The 19,207-nt window shown below is 70.9% G+C and carries 12 protein-coding genes; 6 read left to right on the forward strand and 6 right to left on the reverse strand.

All coding sequences use genetic code 11. The features are described 5' to 3' along the window. Positions 1-91: 91 nt before the first annotated feature. Positions 92-1,963 carry an RICIN domain-containing protein gene (locus IH68_RS0121560; protein ID WP_030937681.1) on the forward strand — a complete coding sequence of 624 codons (1,872 nt, stop codon included), beginning with the start codon at positions 92-94 and terminating at the stop codon, positions 1,961-1,963. 9 nt (positions 1,964-1,972) lie between these two features. Here the strand turns inward: IH68_RS0121560 and IH68_RS0121565 are convergent, their stop codons facing one another. The 3 genes from IH68_RS0121565 to IH68_RS0121575 form a co-directional block, all read right to left on the reverse strand. Continuing rightward, positions 1,973-3,226 carry an SLC13 family permease gene (locus IH68_RS0121565; protein WP_199931909.1) on the reverse strand — a complete coding sequence of 418 codons (1,254 nt, stop codon included), beginning with the start codon at positions 3,224-3,226 and terminating at the stop codon, positions 1,973-1,975. Positions 3,227-3,309: 83 nt separating this feature from the next. After that, positions 3,310-3,993 carry a DUF4232 domain-containing protein gene (locus IH68_RS0121570; protein WP_030937685.1) on the reverse strand — a complete coding sequence of 228 codons (684 nt, stop codon included), beginning with the start codon at positions 3,991-3,993 and terminating at the stop codon, positions 3,310-3,312. A 128-nt stretch (positions 3,994-4,121) separates the two neighbouring features. Continuing rightward, positions 4,122-5,483: a serine/threonine-protein kinase gene (locus IH68_RS0121575; protein WP_030937687.1), complete on the reverse strand. Its 1,362-nt coding sequence runs from the start codon at positions 5,481-5,483 to the stop codon at positions 4,122-4,124. 19 nt (positions 5,484-5,502) lie between these two features. Here IH68_RS0121575 and IH68_RS0121580 point away from each other — a divergent pair, with 19 nt between their 5' ends. Beyond that, entirely contained in the window at positions 5,503-6,072 is a 570-nt protein-coding gene (locus tag IH68_RS0121580) for an RNA polymerase sigma factor (protein WP_030937689.1), read from the forward strand. Positions 6,073-6,215: 143 nt separating this feature from the next. Here the strand turns inward: IH68_RS0121580 and IH68_RS0121585 are convergent, their stop codons facing one another. Next, complete coding sequence (locus IH68_RS0121585; protein WP_030937691.1) at positions 6,216-8,588, reverse strand: SpoIIE family protein phosphatase; 2,373 nt, start codon at positions 8,586-8,588, stop codon at positions 6,216-6,218. Positions 8,589-8,844: 256 nt separating this feature from the next. Here IH68_RS0121585 and IH68_RS0121590 point away from each other — a divergent pair, with 256 nt between their 5' ends. Together IH68_RS0121590 and IH68_RS0121595 are read left to right on the forward strand one after the other, a co-directional pair. Continuing rightward, positions 8,845-11,940: a glycoside hydrolase family 2 TIM barrel-domain containing protein gene (locus tag IH68_RS0121590; protein ID WP_030937693.1), complete on the forward strand. Its 3,096-nt coding sequence runs from the start codon at positions 8,845-8,847 to the stop codon at positions 11,938-11,940. Positions 11,941-12,097: 157 nt separating this feature from the next. After that, positions 12,098-14,341 (forward strand): glycoside hydrolase family 9 protein, encoded by a 2,244-nt coding sequence (locus tag IH68_RS0121595; RefSeq protein ID WP_030937695.1) that lies wholly within the window; start codon positions 12,098-12,100, stop codon positions 14,339-14,341. 6 nt (positions 14,342-14,347) lie between these two features. On the opposite strand, the gene IH68_RS0121600 is transcribed toward IH68_RS0121595, so the two are convergent. Both IH68_RS0121600 and sigJ read right to left on the reverse strand, forming a co-directional pair. Continuing rightward, on the reverse strand, positions 14,348-15,847 hold the full coding sequence (locus IH68_RS0121600; protein WP_030937697.1) for a cytochrome b: 1,500 nt from the start codon (positions 15,845-15,847) through the stop codon (positions 14,348-14,350). Further along, positions 15,844-16,767, reverse strand: coding sequence for an RNA polymerase sigma factor SigJ (gene sigJ / locus IH68_RS0121605; RefSeq protein ID WP_030937699.1), 924 nt, complete (start codon positions 16,765-16,767; stop codon positions 15,844-15,846). Before sigJ ends, IH68_RS0121600 begins: the two co-directional genes overlap by 4 nt. A gap of 179 nt (positions 16,768-16,946) precedes the next feature. On the opposite strand from sigJ, the gene IH68_RS0121610 reads away from it, so the two are divergent. Further along, positions 16,947-18,560, forward strand: coding sequence for a DHA2 family efflux MFS transporter permease subunit (locus IH68_RS0121610; protein WP_030937701.1), 1,614 nt, complete (start codon positions 16,947-16,949; stop codon positions 18,558-18,560). Further along, positions 18,557-19,168, forward strand: coding sequence for a hemerythrin domain-containing protein (locus IH68_RS0121615; RefSeq protein WP_030937703.1), 612 nt, complete (start codon positions 18,557-18,559; stop codon positions 19,166-19,168). Before IH68_RS0121610 ends, IH68_RS0121615 begins: the two co-directional genes overlap by 4 nt. Positions 19,169-19,207: the final 39 nt, after the last annotated feature.

Raw genomic sequence — 19,207 nt, forward strand, 5'->3', positions numbered from 1 at the left:
CTTCCCCAGGTGGGCGTTGGAGCTGCCGAATCCTGTACCCATACCAATTGGTATGGACTTTATGACGCATGCCCCCGAGAGGAATGCAGCCGTGAAAGACGCGGGCCTGTCGAATTCCCCCACGCCCGACCGCCGGTTCTTCGTGACGGACGAACAGCTGAGCGCAGAACTGAAGAAGTGGACGGGGACGACGCCCGCGCTGCAGCCCGTCGGTGAACTCCTCGACCGGCACTGGGAAGCTGCGTTCGCCTATGCCCGGCTGTGCACCGACGGCGCCGCTTCGGCGGGAATGCTCACGACCGCCGCATTCACGAGGCTCTTCGGCGAAACCCTGCGGCAGAACGGGCCCACCTCCGCGTGGCGGCCCCAACTCCTCGTCACCGTCCGCCGGATCGCCGCGGAGTGGGACAACGACCACCGACGGGAACACCTCCACCCCGAGCTGTGCACCGAGGGCGGAGACCGCGTCGCGGCCCGTCTGCTCCCGCCGTCCGACCGCCGCCTGCTGTCCGGGGCGTTCCAGCGGTTGCCCCAGTCGGCCCGCTGTCTGCTGTGGCATGTGGAGGTCGAGGCCGAGCCGCTGGGGATACCCGCCGGCCTGCTGGGCATCGAGCAGGAGGACGCGCGCGTCGAACTGGAGCGGGCCCGCGAACGGCTGCGTGAGGAGTGCCTCCAGGTCCACCGGGAACTCGCCCCCGAGCAGGAGTGCCGGCGCTATCTGCGAATGCTCGACGTGACCTACCGGCGCGGCGGAGTCGAGATCGACCCCGACCTCAACGCCCACCTCGCGGGCTGCAGGCACTGCAGCCCCACCGCCGACCAGCTGGCGCAGTTCAACCAGGGACTCGGCCTCGCGCTGGCCGAGGCGGTGCTCGGCTGGGGCGCGCGGGCCTACGTGGAGTCGCGGCTGGCCTCGTTGACCGAGGAGTCCGGCGCCCTCCCCCCGGAGGTCCCGGTCCCGCCGATCTCCGGCGAGCCGTTCGCTCCCACTTACGCCCCCACCCACGCTCCTGGCACCGGCCCCAGACCCGGCGGCCGCTCCGCCGCCCGCCGCGCCGCCCACAAGGCCGCCCGGCACGCCGCGGCCCGCCGCCGCAATCTCGCCGCGGCCGTCGTGACGGTGAGCGGTCTGGTCGTCCTCCCGCTGGTCCTGTGGTCCGTCCTCGGCTCCGGCGACGGCACCACCACGGCCGACGGCGACCACCCCTCCGAGACCCCCGCCAGCGGCACGGGCACACCGTCCGCGGGCCCCTCCTGGGTCGGCACCAGCACGGGCTCCCAGGGCACCATGCGCGGCAAACTGCACAACGCCGACTCCGGGCTGTGCGTCGCAGTCGTCGGCAAGAAGGCCGTCAAGGGAGCCGAGACCGAACTCGCCGACTGCTCCTCGGCATCCGTCCAGCAGTGGACGTACGAGACCGACGGCCGCCTGCGCAGTGCCGCGGACCCCGACCTGTGCCTGGACTCCCATCTCGGCTACTCGGTGCAGCTCGCCCCGTGCACGGGCGCCTCCGAACCGGGCGCCAGGAACATCCGCTACGACTTCACCCTGCAGGGCACCCTGGTGCCGCGCTGGAACCAGGACCTGGCCCTCACCCCCGCAGCAACCGACGGATCGGGCGCGCTGGTCGTCAAGACCCGCGACGACGGCACCGTCCAGCACTGGGCGTTCGACACGTCCAAGGCGGACCTCCAGATGCAGGTGGTCAACTGGGACGCCGACAACAGCCCGACGCCCTCGCCGAAGGCCACTCCCAAGGCCGCGAAGACCCCGAGCCCCACGCCCACGCCGACCGCTGCTCCCACGACCGCGCAGCCGACGCCGACGAGCCCCTACCCCACGAGCCCCTACCCCACGAACCCCTACTGCTACTACAACCCGTCCTACTGCGGATGGGGCGGCTACGGCTCGGGCTCCGGGTACGGCAATGGTTATGGATACGGCGGTGGCGGCCACCGCTGACCGGCAGGCTCAGCCGGCCACCTGGAGCGACAGCCACAGCGCCGCCACGGCCGCGACGAGCGCGGCCGGGGTGGCGAGCAGGCCGAGCCGGGTGAACTCCCCGAGCTGCACGTCCTGACCGTGCCGTTGCACGATGCGCCGCCACAGCAGCGTCGCCAGCGATCCCGCGTACGTCAGGTTCGGGCCGATGTTCACCCCGAGCAGCACCGCCAGCACCGCACCGGGCCCGGCAGCGGCGGTCAGCGGCAGCAGGACCAGCACCGCGGGCAGATTGTTGATCAGGTTCGCCAGTACGGCGGCCAGCGCGGCGATGCCCAGCAGCGCGAGCAAACCCGAGCCGCCGGGCAGCACATGGCCCAGCGCGTCGGCGAGCCCGTTGTCGACCACCGCCCGCACCACGATGCCGAGCGCCAGAACGAACGCCAGGAATGCCGGCGACGAGGCCCGCACCACCGACAGCGGCGTCGCCTTGCGCCGTACGAGCGCGCGGCCGGCCAGCACCAGCGCGCCCGCCGCGGCCACCCATGCCGGGTCGATGCCGACCGCTGAGGCCACGACGAATCCGCCCAGCGTGCACCCGACGGTGACCAGCGCGAACAGCGGCAGCGCGGGTGTCTCGCCGGGTTCGGGGGAGTGGACGGACGCGGCCAGGTCGTCGTCGAAGAACCGCCGGAAAACCAGGTACTCGGCACCGATCGCGACCAGCCACGGCAGAGCCATCAGCGCCGCGAACCGGGTGAAGCTCAGCCCGCTCGCCTCGAACGCCAGCAGATTGGTGAGATTGGAGACGGGCAGCAGCAGCGAGGCCGTGTTCGACAGGTGGGCGCACGCATAGAGATGCGGCCTGGCCCGCACGCCCGCCCGGGCGGCGGTGGCGAGCACCACCGGCGTCAGCAGCACCACCGTGGCGTCCAGGCTGAGGACGGCCGTGATCGCCGAAGCCAGTACGAAGACCGCGACCAGAAGCCGCCCGGGAGAGCCCGCCGCCCGCCGGGCCATCCACGCCCCGCACGCCTGGAACAGGCCCTCCACATCACAGAAGTGGGCCAGCACCAGCACGGCGGCGAGGAAGCCGACGACGGGGCCGAGGCTGGCGGCCTCCTGACGGGCATGGTCCAGGGAGATCGCGCCGGTGACGATCACGATCCCCGCGGCCGGGACCGCCAGCACGGCCTCCGGCAGGCCCTTCGGGCGCAGTACCGCCCAGGCGAGAACCGCGACGAGCAGGGCGGCGGAGAGTATTTCGGCGAGCGCGGTGTTCAGAGCAGGGTCCTTCAGGGCGGATCAACGCGGGAGCCTCAATGAAAACAGGTCACGGTAAGAGGTCCGCCGGGGGCCCTGTCCGCTCAGGGGCCGGTGCCCGGGCTGAACACCGTCAGGAACACCGAGGACGCGTTGCCGGACACGGGGACCTGACCGCCCTTCCACGCCACCGTGAGATGGTCCCGCTCGTCGGGCGGCGTCACCAGCAGCGAGGCGGGGGTGGCCGGGTGGGCTCCGCTGACCTCCGGGTTGGAGAACGTCAACCCTGCCCAGGCACTCTTGCCCGGCGCCAACGTCACCGTCGTGGGACTGCCCGAGGAGCGCTTCGGGTCCGGGCCCAGCTGCCGGCCCGACGCATCCACGAACGCGGCACCCGGATAGCCGCGCACCGTGCAGGTGCGGGAAGAGGCGTTGGTCAGGACGACCGGGAAGTTCTCCTGCCCGGCACCGGGGTCGTTCCGCCCGACGGTCGCCCGCAGTTCCGAGGTGTGACAGCGGCCTCCCGTGGTGCCGGCCTGCGTGGACTGCGCCGGCGACGCGGTCAGGGTGGCCTCGCCGGGAGCGGTGTTCGACGCGGAGGCGGACGCGCTCGCCGAGTCGGTGCTGTGGTGGCCGCCGGTGGCGGGTGCGGCCGTACCGGGCAGCGTCGTCGGAGCGCTCGCCGCGCCGCCGTCGCCGCTGCTGCCGCAGGCTGTCAGCAGACCGAGCACCGCGACCGCACTCGCGAGCAGGGCCGCCCGGTGGACGGAGGGGGACTTCTTCGCCATGTGCCTCAACACTCCCGGTGATTCCTCGAACACGTCGTGGCGTGTACGTACGGCGCTCTGTGCCCCGTCATGCAGGTCCGATGCGCGCGGGGACGAAAAAGTTCGCGCGCGGGCCCGAGTGTTCCGCGTCAGCTTCCGATGCGCACGGAGGCCAGGACGCGGTCGGTCGCCGGCTTCCGGCCACTCTGCCGGATCTGCACGTACACCCGAGTCTGCGCGCCGCCGTCCGCCGGGGCGAGTGCTGCCTCCGTGACCGAACCGCCGCCCGGGCAGCCGTTCCAGGTGCGGACTCTGCCGTGCCAGTCGGTGCCGGTGTAGGCGCGGGCGCCGTCGTAGTGGCAGCCGGGGTGGGTGAGGGCGTTCACCGCGCCCGTGAGGTCGCCGTGCTCGCTCAGGCCCACCAGCACGCCGTTCACCTCGGCCGTCAGGTCCTGCCACGCGGTCAGGCGGTCCGCGACGGCGAACCCGGGCTCGCGGCCGGACGGCAGGCCGAGCGCCCGCGGATCCCAGCCCGAGTCGCGCACCTGCCGGTCCCAGCCGCGGGGAACCTCGGCGACGACCCTGCCGGTCGTGTCCGAGACCCGCACGTCCGTGGCGGGTGACTGTCGGTTGACCAGCGCCAGTGTCACTCCGACGGCCGCGACCACGGTCACGGCGCCCGTCAGGGTGAGGGCCCTCCGGTGTCTTCGGGGCCGGTGACCGGAGACGGCGAGCCGTTCCAGCTCCTGAGCGAAGGCCTCGGCATCGGGCCAGCGGCGTCTGCGGTCCGGCGCCAGCGCCCGCATCAGGGCCCGCCGGACGGCAGGAGCCAGATCCGGTCGCAGCCGGTCAGGCCGTACCACCCTGCCCGGCTCACCCGGAACCGCGCCGGTGACCAGGTGGTAGGCGACCGCGCCCAGGCTGTACACATCGGCCCGGGCGTCGATGCCCACGCCGGGTTCGGCCTGCTCGGGCGGCCGGTATCCCGCCGAACCGGCGGCCTGCGTGAGCCCGGACGCCTGCGCGAGGCTCTTGGCAAGACCGAGGTCGGCGAGCAGCACCCGCGACCCGCCGTCGGGGGAGGAGCACAGCAGCACGTTGCTCGGCTTGATGTCCCGGTGCACGATCCCCGCCGCATGCAGCGCGGCCGCGCCACGGGCGGCCAGCGCCGTCAGCCGCAGCGCCTCCGGCACCGGCAATGCACCGCCGGCCGGCAGATCGGCGAGGGTGCCGCCGTCGGCGTACTCCATCACGAAGTACGGCCTGCCGTCCGGGAGTTCACCGATGTCGTAGACCTGCACCACCCGGTCCGAACCCGCCCTGCGCAGCATCCGCGCCTCGGCCAGGAACCGCTCCCGCACATCGAGCCGGTGGGACCAGTTGTCGGCGAGGACCTTGACCGCCACCAGCGCGTCGAGCTCGTCGTCATGGGCCAGCCAGACCGTGCCGAACGCGCCCGTACCCAGGCGCCGTTCGAGGCGGTAGCGGCCGATCCGCTCGACGGAATGCATACGACTATCATGCCTGGACGTGGATCGTTTCCGAGGAGAGCCCCAGGTCGCGCCCACCGAGGACCTGGCCCGCAGCGCCGCGGCGGGCGACCCGGCGGCGCTGGAGGAGCTGCTCCAGGCGATCAGGCCCGAGATCGTCCGCCGCTGCGGCCGGTTCCTGCCCTGCCGCGAGGACGCGGAGGAGGCCGCCCAGGACGTCCTGCTCCAGGTCGCCCGGAAGATCTCCACCTTCCAGGGCCGCAGCCGCTTCAGCACCTGGCTCTACACGGTCGTCGCCAACTGCTGCCGCCAGAAGTACCGCGAACTCAAGCGGCGCTCGGCCGAAGAGCCGGCCCCGATCGACGCGGGCGAGCTCGCCGACCCGCGCACGACCAGCGTCATCGCCGGCTCCCGCCTCGACCTGCTGGAGGCACTGGACCGCCTGGAGCGCGAGCACCCCCAACTCGTCGAGCCGCTGGTCTACCGCGACATCTGCCAGCTCGACTACGCCGAGGCAGCCGAGCGCACCGGCATCCCGCTGGGCACCTTCAAGTCCCGCCTTCACGAGGCCCGCAAACACATCAGACCCTGGCTGACGGAAGCGCCCTGAGCGGGGCGGGCGAAATCCGGGGGGTGCGGCAGCGCCCCTGAAGGGGCGCGGGGCTGTGTCGATATGCGGCTCCGCCGCGTGGGCGCGACCAGCCACAACGAAGCCGCAGCCGCAATACAACCCATCACCGCAGCCCGGGAGCGTTACTCCTCGAGCAGCCCGATCTCCGCCCAGATAGTCTTCCCGTCGGCCGTATGCCGGCTCCCCCACCGCTGCGTGAGCTGAGCAACCAGCAGCAACCCCCGCCCGCCCTCGTCCCACGTCTTCGCACGGCGCAGATGCGGCGCCGTGTGGCTGGTGTCCGACACCTCGCAGATCAGCGTGGCCTCGTCGTGGATCAGCCGCAGCCGGATCGGGTGCGCGCCGTAGCGGATCGCGTTCGTGACGAGCTCGCTCACCACCAGCTCGGCGGTGAACCCCGCGTCCTGCAGCCCCCAGGTGTCCAGCTGCTCGACGACCTGCTTGCGGATCGGCGCGACCAGCGCCGGATCGGCGGGGATGTGCCAGGTCGCCACCTGCGAGGCCGGCAGCCCACGGGTACGGGCCAGCAGCAGGGCCACGTCGTCCAGGGCACCGCCCGAGGGCAGCAGGGCGTGCAGCACCCGGTCGCAGGTCTCGTCCAGCGAGTCGGAGTACGTCTCCAGCGCGTCGCACAGCATCTGGTGGCTGGCGTCGACGTCCCGATCGCGGGTCTCGATCAGCCCGTCCGTGTAGAACGTCAGCACGCTGCCCTCACGCAGGTCCAGCTCGGCCGACTCGAACGGCAGCCCGCCCAGCCCCAGTGGCGGCCCGGCCGGCAGGTCCACCTGTTGCGGAACGCCGCCCGGCGGCACCACGACCGGCGGCGGATGCCCGGCCCGGGCCAGCGTGCAGCGCCGCGACACCGGGTCGTAGACCGCGTACAGGCAGGTGGCGCCGACCTCGCCCGGGCTGCCGTCGTTGCCGGCCTCCGCGGACAGCCGGACGACCAGGTCGTCCAGGTGGGTCAGCAGCTCGTCGGGGGCGAGGTCTATGTCGGCGAGGGTGCGCACGGCGGTGCGCAGCCGCCCCATGGTGGCCGAGGCCTGGATGCCGTGCCCGACGACGTCCCCGACGACCATGGCGACCCGCATCCCCGACAGCGGGATCACGTCGAACCAGTCACCGCCCACACCCGCCCGGGCCGCGGGCAGATAGCGCGAGGCGGCATCCACGGCGGCGGTGCGCGGCAGTGAGCGGGGCAGCAGGCTGCGCTGCAGGGCGAGGGCGGTCTCGCGTTCGCGGGAGAAGCGGCGGGCGTTGTCGATGCAGACGGCGGCCCGTGTGGTGATCTCCTCGGCCAGCAGCACGTCGTCCGCGGAGAAGGGGTCCGGCCGCCGGAACCGGGTGAGGACCGCGACACCGAGGGTCTGGCCGCGGGCCCGGATCGGCACGGACATCGTGGAGTGGATGCCGTACTCCTTGACCCGGTCGGCGCGTGTCTTGTGCCAGCTGAGCCACTGGTCGAGTGCACCCGAGGAGACGGACGCGACGATCGTGCGGCCCGCGACCAGCGAGTCGGCCTGGGGAGAGCCGGCGGGGTACTGCTCCAGCTGCCCGGGCTGGAGGACCGCCTCGGGCGTGCCCGGATTGACCGAGAGGTGCGCGGCGCGGCGCAGTCCGATGGGGGCGGTCAGGCTGAGCGGGGGCTCGCCGCCATGCTCCTGGAGGTCCAGCAGGTCGACGCTGACCAGGTCGGCCAGGGCGGGCACGAGAACGTCCGCGAGCTCCTGCGTCGTACGGGTGACGTCGAGAGTGGATCCGATGCGCACACTCGCCTCGTTGACCAGCTGCAGCCGCTCCCGGGCGAGGTAGTTGTCGGTGAAGTCGTGCGCCGCGAGGCACACGCCCCGCACCCGCCCCTCGGCGTCCTTGAGCGGCGCCAACCGGGCCAGCCAGGCGTGCGCGCTGTCCTCGCCGCCGGTGCGCATGTACGTCTGGACGTCCAGCGGGCGCCCGGTGGTGAGCACCTGCACCATGTGTGCCTCGAGTTCCTCGCTCTGCGGCTTGCCGCCGATCTCGGCCAGGCGAAGCCCCCGCACGCGTTCCTCGGGCAGGCCGATCACATCGGCCATGGCGTCGTTGACCCTTCTCAGCCGCAGCCGTTCGTCGTACACGGCGACCGCGCAGGGCGACTGGGTGAGCGCCGCACTGGTCAGCGGGTCGTCGGGCGAGTGCGGGGTGCCTCGGTCCAGCGGGGTGAACAGGAGCCACCGGCCGGGATTCTCGTTCCGCGACGGACGATGGTGGGCGAGCAGCCAGACGGAGACCTCGTGGCCGTCGCGGTGGCGCAGTGCGACGGTGCCGTCCCAGCGGGACCCGGCAGGCGCCAGGACATCCTTGTCGACCAGCAGGTTTCGGCCGGGACGGCCCACCACCTCGGCGACCGGCCAGCCCAGCAGCCGCTCCGCGCCCGCGTTCCACTCGAGAAGCGTGCCGGATTCATCGATGACAGCCCGCGCCGTCGCGGCATCGTCGAACAGATACTCCGGGCTCATCGTCGCCACTCCATCGCGAACACTCACAGTGAACCGCCGGGTCACTTGAGTTTCCAGCCTAGTCCGTCGGCGAGCCGCCCGGACGGGAACCCCCTTGGGCGCGCGGCGGGCCGGTCAAGGGGCAATTCCGGCCGTTGTGACCCGTGGGACAGAAGGAGGCTCCCGCACCCTTGACGGCCGTGTGTGGCGTCACGTCAGAATCTGTTTGTTCACGATCAGTTGTGAGTACTTCTGGGCCCTGACGAGGGGAGCCGCCGTGACAGTGACTCGAAGATCGGTTCTGATCGCTTCCGCCGCCGCGCCGGCGGCCGGGGCGCTTCTCGCCACCCCGGTGGCCCGGGCCGCCGGGGCCGCCGCGGGCGGATCCGGCCGCCGTACCGTCGCCCTGCGCGACGGCTGGCGTTTCGCGCTGGTCGACCCGGACGGGATCACCGATCCGACCGGCGCCTACGCACAGGCCGCCGACCCGGGCTACGACGACTCGGGCTGGCGCGAGGTGGCCGTGCCCCATGACTGGAGCATCGAGCAGACCCCGACCACCGAGCACGGCACCACCAGCGGCACCGGCTTCTTCCCCGGCGGCCTCGGCTGGTACCGCCTCGCCTTCACCCTGCCGCCCGCCTTCGCCGGCAAGCGGATCTCGGTGGAGTTCGACGGCGTCTACATGGACTCCTACGTCTACTGCAACGGCACTCAGGCCGGCCGGCGCCCCTATGGCTACACCGGCTTCGCCTTCGACCTGACCGACCTGCTGCACACCGACGGCACCACCGAGAACGTGATCGCCGTCAAGGTGCAGAACCGGCTCCCCAGCAGCCGCTGGTACTCGGGCAGCGGCATCTACCGCGAGGCCCGCCTGGTCGTCACCGAGCCGGTGCACGTGGAGCGCTGGGGCACGTACGTCACCACGCCGGACATCACCGCGGAGCGGGCCGTCGTACGCGTACGGACCTCGGTGGTGAACGAGTCGGGTGCCGCGAGCCAGGTCGAGATCCGTTCGACGGTCAAGGATCCCGACGGCCGTACGGCGGCCCGCGCCGCCACCACGGTGGCGGTCACCGACAAGACGGCGGAGACCCACGAACTCACCGTCCCCGAGCCCGAGTTGTGGGACTTCGCGGCCCCGCACCGCTACACCCTGGAGACCGAACTGCGCGCCGGCGGCAAGGTCGTCGACACCTACCGCACCGCCTTCGGCATCCGCACCTACCGCTTCGACCCCGACGAAGGCTTCTCCCTCAACGGCACCCACACCAAGATCAAGGGTGTCGACCTGCACCACGACCAGGGTGCCCTTGGCGCCGCGATCAGCATCGACGCCGTGCGCCGGCAGCTGACCATCATGAAGTCGATGGGCGTCAACGCCTTCCGTACCTCGCACAACCCGCCCTCGCCGCAGATCATCCAGGTCTGCGAGGAACTGGGCATCGTGATGATGGTGGAGGCCTTCGACTGCTGGCGGACCGGCAAGACGAAGTACGACTACGGCCGGTTCTTCGACGAGTGGTGCGAGAAGGACGCGACCGAGATGGTCCTCGCGGCCCGCAACTCGCCCGCGGTGGTGCTGTGGTCCATCGGCAACGAGATACCCGACTCCACTTCCACCGCCGGACTGGCCATGGCGGACCGGATCATCGGTGCCATCAAGGCGGCGGACGACACCCGGCCGGTCGTCATCGGCTCGAACAAGTACCACGGTGTGCCCGCCACCGGCTCCGCGGCCGACCTCATGCTCGCCAAGCTGGACGGCCTCGGCCTCAACTACAACACCGCCAAGTCGGTCGACGCACTGCACGCCAAGTACCCCAAGCTCTTCCTCTTCGAGTCGGAGTCCTCGTCGGAGACCTCGACCCGCGGCTCGTACCAGGAGCCCGAGCACCTCAACACCGGCGAGAACCACACGCCGGGCAGACGCGAGGTCTCCTCCTACGACAACAACCTCGCCTCCTGGACCATGAGCGGCGAGTACGGCCACAAGAAGGACCGGGACCGCAAGTGGTTCGCCGGGCAGTTCCTGTGGTCCGGCATCGACTACATCGGCGAGCCGACGCCGTACGACGTCTTCCCGGTCAAGGCGTCCTTCTTCGGCGCGGTCGACACGGCCGGCTTCCCCAAGGACATGTACTACCTCTTCCAGAGCCAGTGGATCAGCGAGCCCATGGTCCATCTGCTGCCCATGAGCTGGAACCACCAGGAGGGCGACACGGTGGAGGTGTGGGCGTACTCCAACGTCGACACCGTCGAGCTGTACCTCAACGGCAAGTCCCTCGGCACACGCACCTTCGACACGAAGAGGACCACGGACGGCCGTACGTATCTGGAGACCACGGAGGCCACCGGCGACGACAAGACCTTCACCAGCGGTCCCTTTCCCGGCAGTTACACCAGCCCGAACGGCAGCGCCGGCAAGCTGCACCTGACCTGGAAAGTGCCGTTCCAGCCGGGCGAGTTGAAGGCGGTGGCCCGCAGTGACGGCAAGGTGGTCGCCACCGACGTGCTGCGCACGGCGGGCGAACCGCATGCCGTGCGGCTCACGGTGGACCGCAAGTCCCTTGCCGCGGACGGGCGTTCGCTGGCCTTCGTGACCGCGGACGTCGTCGACGCCGGCGGGGTGGTGGTGCCCGACGCCGAGCACCTGATCACTTTCGGTGTGACGGGCGGATCCCTTGCCGGGCTCGACAACGGCCGGGAGGAGAGCGCCGAGCGCTACCAGGCCACCACCCGCACCGCCTTCCACGGCAAGGCCCTTGCCATCGTGCGGGCCGGCACCAAGGCCGGCACCCTGAAGGTGACCGCACGCGCGGAGGGACTTCGGGCAGGAACGGCAACCGCGCACACCACGCCCGCCCGGGCGGCCGCGACCACCCCGGCGGCCGCTTTCGGACCGGAGCACCCGGCGCCCCCGAACTACCCGTACGCGGACGCCAGTTACTCCGGCCGTCCGGACACCCTCCCCGCCGCGATGCTGGACGGCGACTCGGCCACCGGCTGGTCCAACGCCTTCGCCAAGTCGGCCACGGCCCTGCTGCCCGCCTTCAACGGAGCGCGGGAAAAGGACTGGGTCTCGGTGGACTACGGGCGGGCCCGGACCTTCGACCGGGTGGAGGTGTCCTTCACCGTTGACGCGACGCACAGCCTGCCCGCGTCGATCGAGGCGTCGGTGTGGGACGGCCACCGGTACGTGCCCGTCACCGGAGCGGCGGTCGACTGGGCCACGGCCTCGGACGCGCCGACGGTCCTCACCTTCGACGCGGTGCGCGGCTCCCGCCTGCGGCTCTCGCTGACCAGCGCTCACCCGGGCGAAGCCCTCGGGGCCGTGCGGATCAGCAAGTTGGCGACGCCGGGCGGCTGAGCAGGGCGGAATGGTCCGGGCGGGAAACCAGTCCCGTCCGGACCGTTGACGGAGTGTCATGGCGCCGACAAGCATGAGCTGCGTCCGCATCTGGGAGCGCTCCCACCCCGTTGGGTCCGGCGAGCGTCACCCGTACCTCAGCCCGAGGAGCCCAGACGTGAAACGACGCAGAACCATTTTGCTGACCCTGACGGCCCTGTTGGGGACGGCGCTGACGGGGGTGCCGGCCCATCCGGCCGCCGCCGACGAGGTCGAGCAACTGAAGAACGGCACCTTCGACACCACCACCGCGCCCTGGTGGACGACCACCAACGTCACCGCGGGCCTGTCCGGCGGACAGCTCTGCGCGGACGTGCCGGGCGGCACCACCAACCGCTGGGACGCCGCCGTCGGCCAGAACGACGTCACCCTGGCCAAGGGGGAGTCGTACAAGTTCAGCTTCACCGCGACCGGTTCGCCCGAGGCGCACGTGGTGCGGGCGGTCGTGGGGCTCCAAGTGGCGCCCTACACCACCTACTTCGAGGTGAGCCCGCAGCTGAGCGTCTCCGGCAACACGTACTCGTACACCTTCACCTCACCCGTTGACACCACCCAGGGCCAGGTCGCCTTCCAGGCCGGTGGCAGCGCGGACGCCTGGCGATTCTGTATGGACGACATATCGCTGCTCGGCGGTGTCCCGCCCGAGGTGTACCAGCCGGACACCGGACCGCGGGTGCGCGTCAACCAGGTCGCCTATCTGCCCTCCGGGCCCAAGAACGCCACCCTCGTCACCGACGCCACCGGGAAACTGCCCTGGCAGCTCAAGGACGCCGACGGTGCGACGGTCGACCACGGCTGGACCGTGCCGCGCGGGGTCGACGTCTCCTCCGGGCAGAACGTCCACTCGATCGACTTCGGTGACTACCGCAGACAGGGCAAGGGCCTCACGCTGGTCGCAGACGGGGAGACCAGCCGCCCGTTCGACATCGGCACCGGCGCCTACGAGCAACTGCGCCTCGACTCGGTGAAGTACTACTACACGCAGCGCAGCGGCATCGCGATCCGCGACGACCTGCGGCCCGGGTACGGCCGAGCCGCCGGGCACCTCAATGTGGCGCCGAACCAAGGCGATGACCACGTTCCCTGTCAGCCGGGCGTGTGCGACTACACGCTCGACGTCACCGGCGGCTGGTACGACGCCGGCGACCACGGCAAGTACGTCGTCAACGGCGGCATCGCCACCTGGGAGCTGCTGAGCACGTACGAACGCGAACTGCTCGCCCGCACCGGGGAGTCGGAGAAGCTGCGTGACGGCACCCTCGCCGTCCCGGAGAGCGCGAACAAGGTGCCCGACATCCTCGACGAGGCCCGCTGGGAGCTGGAGTTCCTGCTGAAGATGCAGGTTCCCGACGGGCAGCCGCTGGCCGGCATGGCCCATCACAAGATCCACGACGAACAATGGACCGGCCTGCCCCTGCTGCCCAGTGACGACCCGCAGAAGCGTGAACTGCATCCGCCGTCCACCCAGGCGACCCTCAACCTGGCGGCCACGGCCGCCCAGGCGGCCCGCCTCTACCGCCCCTACGACCGCGCCTTCGCGGCGAAGGCCCTCACGGCCGCCCGCAAGGCCTGGACGGCGGCGCTCGCGCACCCCGCCATGTACGCCTCCGCCAGTGACGGCACCGGAGGCGGCGCCTACGACGACACCAACGCGACGGACGAGTTCTACTGGGCGGCGGCCGAGCTGTATCTGACCACGGGTGAGAAGGAGTTCGCGGACTACGTGCGCAACTCCCCGGTGAACACGGCCGACATCTTCGGCCCGCTCGGCTTCGACTGGGGAAGGACGGCGGCGGCGGGCCGCCTCGACCTCGCCACCGTGCCCAGCAAACTGCCCGGCCGAGACAAGATCCGCCAGTCCGTCGTCAAGGGCGCCGAGCGCTACCTGGCCACCCTGAAGTCACAGCCGTACGGCATGCCGTACGCACCCGACAACAACGTCTACGACTGGGGCTCCAGCCACCAGATCCTCAACAACGCCGTCGTCCTGGCGACGGCGTACGACATCTCGGGTGCCGCCAAGTACCGGGACGGCGCGGTCCAGAGCATGGACTACATCCTCGGCCGCAACGCGCTGAACATCTCGTACGTCACCGGCTACGGCGAGGTCAACTCCCACAACCAGCACAGCCGTTGGTACGCCCACGAGCTCGACCCGAAGCTGCCGAACCCGCCGCACGGAACCCTGGCGGGCGGGCCGAACTCGTCCATCCAGGATCCCTACGCACAGAGCAAACTCCAGGGCTGTGTCGGTCAGTTCTGCTACATCGACGACATCCAGTCCTGGTCGACGAACGAGACGGCCATCAACTGGAACGCGGCCCTGGCCCGGATGGCGTCGTTCGTGGCGGACCAGGGCTGAGGCTGTTCAGGGCTGCGACTCGTGGTCCACAAGCTCGGGTTGCGGCTTGTGTTCCACGAGTTCCCCCTGCCGCCGGTGCGCGGTGAGGGTGTGCAGCTCGGCCTGATCGAGCGGCTGGTGCACCTCGACGTACTCGCCGTGCGGCAGCCGCTTGATCAGGCCGGTCTCCCGGCCGTGCAACACCAGCTCCGCGTCCCGGAGTTGCAGCCCCAGACAGATGCGGCGGGTGACGACGAAGACGACCGCCGGCAGGACGAACACCGCGACGCGGACCGTCCAGGTGACCGTGTTGATCGACAGGTGCAGACGGGTGGCCACGATGTCGTTGCCGCCGCCCGCCAGCAGGATCAGATAGAGGCTGATCCAGGCCGACCCGATCGCCGTGCGGACGGGACGGTTGCGCGGGCGGTCCAGAAGGTGGTGCTCGCGTCTGTCGCCGGTCACCCGCGCCTCCAGGAACGGGTAGATCCCGATGAAGACGAGGAGCAGCGGGAAGACCACGATTGGGATCAGTACGCCGAGGACGAGCGTGTGGCCCCACAGGGTGATCTCCCAGCCCGGCATCACCCGGACCAGACCCTCCGCGAAGCCCAGGTACCAGTCGGGCTGCGCGCCGGTGGAGACCTGGTCGGGGCGGAAGGGGCCGTACACCCAGACCGGGTTGATCGTCGCCACCGCCGCGATGAGGCTCAGCGCGCCGAAGACCAGGAAGAAGAACCCGCCCGCCTTCGCCAGGTACACCGGCATGAACGGCGTGCCGACGACGTTGCGTTCGGTCCGCCCCGGCCCCGCGAACTGCGTGTGCTTGTGGTGGACGACCAGGATGAGGTGCGCCACCACGAGCGCCGCCATGATGCCGGGGATCAGCAGGACGTGCAGCGAGTAGAAACGGGCCACGATGTCGTGGCCGGGGAACTCGCCGCCGAACAGGAACATCGACAGATACGTCCCGACGACCGGAACCGACAGCAGGGCGCCGTTGACGAAGCGCAGACCCGTGCCCGACAGCAGGTCGTCCGGCAGCGAGTAGCCGAACAGCCCCTCGAACAGGCCGAGGAACAGCAGCAGCCAGCCGAACAGCCAGTTGATCTCACGGGGCTTGCGGAACGAACCCGTGAAGAAGTGCCGCATCATGTGCGTCAGCATCCCGGCGACGAAGACCAGCGCCGCCCAGTGGTGCAGCTGACGGATCAGCAGCCCGCCGCGCACGTCGAAGCTGATGTGCAGCGTGGAGGCGTACGCCTCGGACATCCGCACGCCGTTGAGCGGGACATAACTGCCGTGGTACGTCACCTCGTTCATCGACGGATGGAAGAACAGGGTGAGGTACACACCGGTCAGGACCAGCACGACGAAGCTGTACAGGCAGATCTCGCCGAGCAGGAACGACCAGTGGTCCGGGAACACCTTGCGCAGGTACTTCCTGCCCAGTGAGTGGATGCCGAGGCGTCCGTCGAGCCAGTCGGCAACGCGCTCGCCCCGGCCCGATGTGTCCGTGGCTGTCACTCGTCCTCCTCGTCGTCGTCCTTGTGCACGTGCGTGAGCTTGTCGGGGTTGGTGACGATGTAGACGCCGTTCACCCGGTCGCCCTCGGGTGTGAGGTCCATGACCATCACGGCGTACGGCGAGTCGCCCTGGAACAGCACCGCGGCGTCGTCGCCGTTGACCCTGCGGTAGCGCAGGTCGAGCTGCTGGGGACCGCGCCGCGCCGCGTACGAGGTGATGAGGCGGACCGCCTTGTCCCGGCCGTGCACCGGGCGCAGCCCCGCCGGCTTGCGGTTGCCGCCGCCGTCCGTCCACACCGTGACGTCCGGCGCCAGGATCTCCATCAGCTCGGCCAGGTCCCCGCCGAGCGCGGCCCGCACGAACCGCTCGGTCGCCTCCTGTCGGACGCGCGGGTGCGCCCGGTAGCGCGGCCGGCGGGCGAGCACATGGTCCCGTGCGCGATGCGCCAGCTGCCGTACGGCCGCCGGGGTGCGGTCGATGATGTCCGCGATCTCCGTGTGGGCGTAGCCGAACACCTCGTTCAGGACGAACACCGCGCGCTCCAGCGGGGTCAGCGCCTCCAGGACCACGAGCATCGCCAGGGACACGGACTCGCCCCGCAGGACCGGGTCGTCGGCGCTCGCTTCGTCGGCGACCAGTGGCTCGGGCAGCCACGGGCCGACGTATGTCTCGCGGCGGCGGGTGATCACGGCCTGCCGCTGCAAGGCCTGGTTGACGGCGATGCGGACCAGGTAGGCGCGCGGGTTGGTGATCCCGTCGGTGCCCCGGCCCGACCACGCCAGCCAGGTCTCCTGCAGCACGTCCTCGGTGTCGGCGACGCTGCCCAGCATGTTGTAGACGAGGCCGAAGAGCAGCTCCCGATGGTTCATGAAGACATCGGTCGCCTCGTCGGTGACCGGACTTCCGGTGCTGTGCGTCATGTGTGGCCTCCCCGGTGCCGCGCTCACTACTTCGAGGGCCGGGAGGGGGGCGAATGTGACATGGCGCCGGCTGAATGTGACCTAGATCTCAGCAATTCCCCGCCGTGTCACACCCGCCCGCCGCCCCGCCCTCTTGAACGCGAGTCCGACACGAGTCCGACCGCAAGGAGACCGACATCGTGTTCAAGAAATGGCACGGCAACCCGTGGGCGATCCTCATCACCCTCTCCCTCGGGTTCTTCATGACGCTGCTCGACCTGACGATCGTGAACATCGCGATCCCGCAGCTGGGCGAGGACCTGAACGCGTCCCTGGACGAGATCCTGTGGGTCGTCAACGCCTACACGCTGGCGCTGGCCGTCCTGCTGATCACCGGCGGGCGCCTCGGCGACCTGCGCGGCAAACGCAACCTGTTCGCCGCCGGGGTCGCCCTGTTCACCCTGGCGAGCCTCGCCTGCGGCCTCGCCCGGGACCCCGCCCAGCTCATCGCGTTCCGGGCAGTGCAGGGGCTGGGCGCGGCGCTGCTGATGCCGCAGACCCTGTCGATCATCGCCGAGGTGTTCCCGGCCGACCGGCGCGGGGTGGCCATGGGCATCTGGGGCACCGTCGCGGGTGCCTCCGGCGCGCTCGGCCCGATCCTCGGCGGGGCGCTGATCACCCACCTCAGCTGGCGGTGGATCTTCTACGTCAACCTGCCGATCGGGGCGGTCGTTCTGCTGATGACCCTCGCGATCATCCCCGGCGCGAAGCGCACCGTCCGGCACCGCTTCGACACCCTCGGCGTCCTGCTCGCCTCGACTGCCCTGTTCTGCCTGGCCTTTGGGCTCACCGAGGGCCAGCGCTACGACTGGAACCGCTGGATCTGGAGCCTGTTCACGCTGGCCGCCGTCCTGTTCGCCGCCTTCCTGCTGCACGAGCGCGGCCAGCAGGCGAACGAACCCCTCGTCCCGTTCGCGCTCTTCCGGGACCGCAACTTCACCCTGGTCAACCTCGTAGGCGTCACGGTGGCCTTCGGCATCGTCGGCATGTTCCTGCCGCTGACGATCTACCTGCAGTCCGTCCTCGGCTTCAGCGCCCTCAAGTCCGGTCTGGTGCTGCTGCCCGTGGCACTCGGCTCGTTCGTGACGGCGGGGCCCGCCGGAGCACTGTCCGACAAGGTCGGCGGCAAGTACATCCTGATGAGCGGGGTGCTCGCCTGGGCGGGTGGGCTGACCTGGGTCGTGACCGTCGCCGACGTGGGCTCCGGATGGCTCGCCATCGCACTGCCGCTCTTCCTCACCGGGCTCGGCATCGGCTGCACCTTCGCGCCCTTCGCCACCGAGGTCATGCGGGGCGTCCCGGCGCGGCTGGCCGGAGCCGCCTCCGGCGTCACCAATGCGCTCAGGCAGGTCGGCTCGGTGCTCGCGGGCGCCGTCGTCGGCGCCGTGCTGCAGAACCAGCTCGCCTCCGCGCTCACGGACCGGGCGCGCGAGAGCGCCGGACGGCTGCCCGCCGCCTACCGGGACTCCTTCGTCGCCGCCTTCTCCAAGGCCGAGTCGGACGTCGGCGCACGGCAGCAGGGCGGCGCGCCGCACGGGGTGCCGCAGGACGTCGCCGAGCGCATGCGCGCCCTCGGCGGACAGGTCTTCGGTCACGGCTTCGTCGACGCGATGGGCCCCGCCGTGTACGTGTCGGCCGCCGTACTGCTGGCCGGAGCGCTCGCCTGTCTCGCCGTACGACGCCACCGCGGCCCGTCCGCCAACCCCCATGCCCTGCCGATCAACGAGACCGAATTGGAGGAAGCCGCCCGATGAGTATCGACTTCACCGCCATGTACGCCTCCCACGACGCCTTCCGACGCGACCTGGAACGCCTCGCGCAGGCCGTCGCCCAGGGCCGTGCGCACACCCCCGGCGTGCGCGCCGGATGGGAGAACTTCACGCACCAGCTGCACATCCACCACACCGCGGAGGACAGCGACCTGTGGCCGCGCGTGCGGGAGCGCGTCGCGGGGCGCCCGCGGGAACTCGCCCTGCTGGACGACATGGAGGCGGAACACTCCCGCATCGACCCGCTGCTGGCTGCGGTCGACACCGCTCTGGACGACCAGGCGCCCGAACTGCCCGATCTCGTAAGGGCGTTGACGGCCACCCTCGACGACCACCTCAAGCACGAGGAGGACAGCGCCCTGCCGCTGATGCAGGACGTCCTGACGGCCGCGGACTGGGCCGCCTTCACCGGCCGCATCCGCGAGACGCAGGGCCTGCGCGGTGCCTCGGTGTTCGTACCGTGGATCGTCGACGGCACCCCGCCCGCGGACCGTGACCGCTTCCTCGGCGCCCTGCCGCCACCGGTACGAGTTCTCAACCGCCTGTTCTGGCAGGGGAGTTACCGCCGCAGGGGACTGTGGTCCGGGGCCTGAGGCGCCCTGAAGGGGCGCGGGGAACTGCGCGACAAGCCA

The sequence above is a fragment of the Streptomyces sp. NRRL S-646 genome (assembly GCF_000720765.1).
Lineage (GTDB): Bacteria > Actinomycetota > Actinomycetes > Streptomycetales > Streptomycetaceae > Streptomyces.

Excerpts from the sequence above, each read along its gene's own strand:
- IH68_RS0121570 (WP_030937685.1), bottom strand. The coding sequence starts at position 3,993 with ATGGCGAAGAAGTCCCCCTCCGTCCACCGGGCGGCCCTGCTCGCGAGT.
- IH68_RS0121575 (WP_030937687.1), bottom strand. The coding sequence starts at position 5,483 with ATGCATTCCGTCGAGCGGATCGGCCGCTACCGCCTCGAACGGCGCCTG.
- IH68_RS0121585 (WP_030937691.1), bottom strand. The coding sequence starts at position 8,588 with ATGAGCCCGGAGTATCTGTTCGACGATGCCGCGACGGCGCGGGCTGTC.
- sigJ (WP_030937699.1), bottom strand. The coding sequence starts at position 16,767 with ATGACGCACAGCACCGGAAGTCCGGTCACCGACGAGGCGACCGATGTC.
- IH68_RS0121615 (WP_030937703.1), top strand. The coding sequence starts at position 18,557 with ATGAGTATCGACTTCACCGCCATGTACGCCTCCCACGACGCCTTCCGA.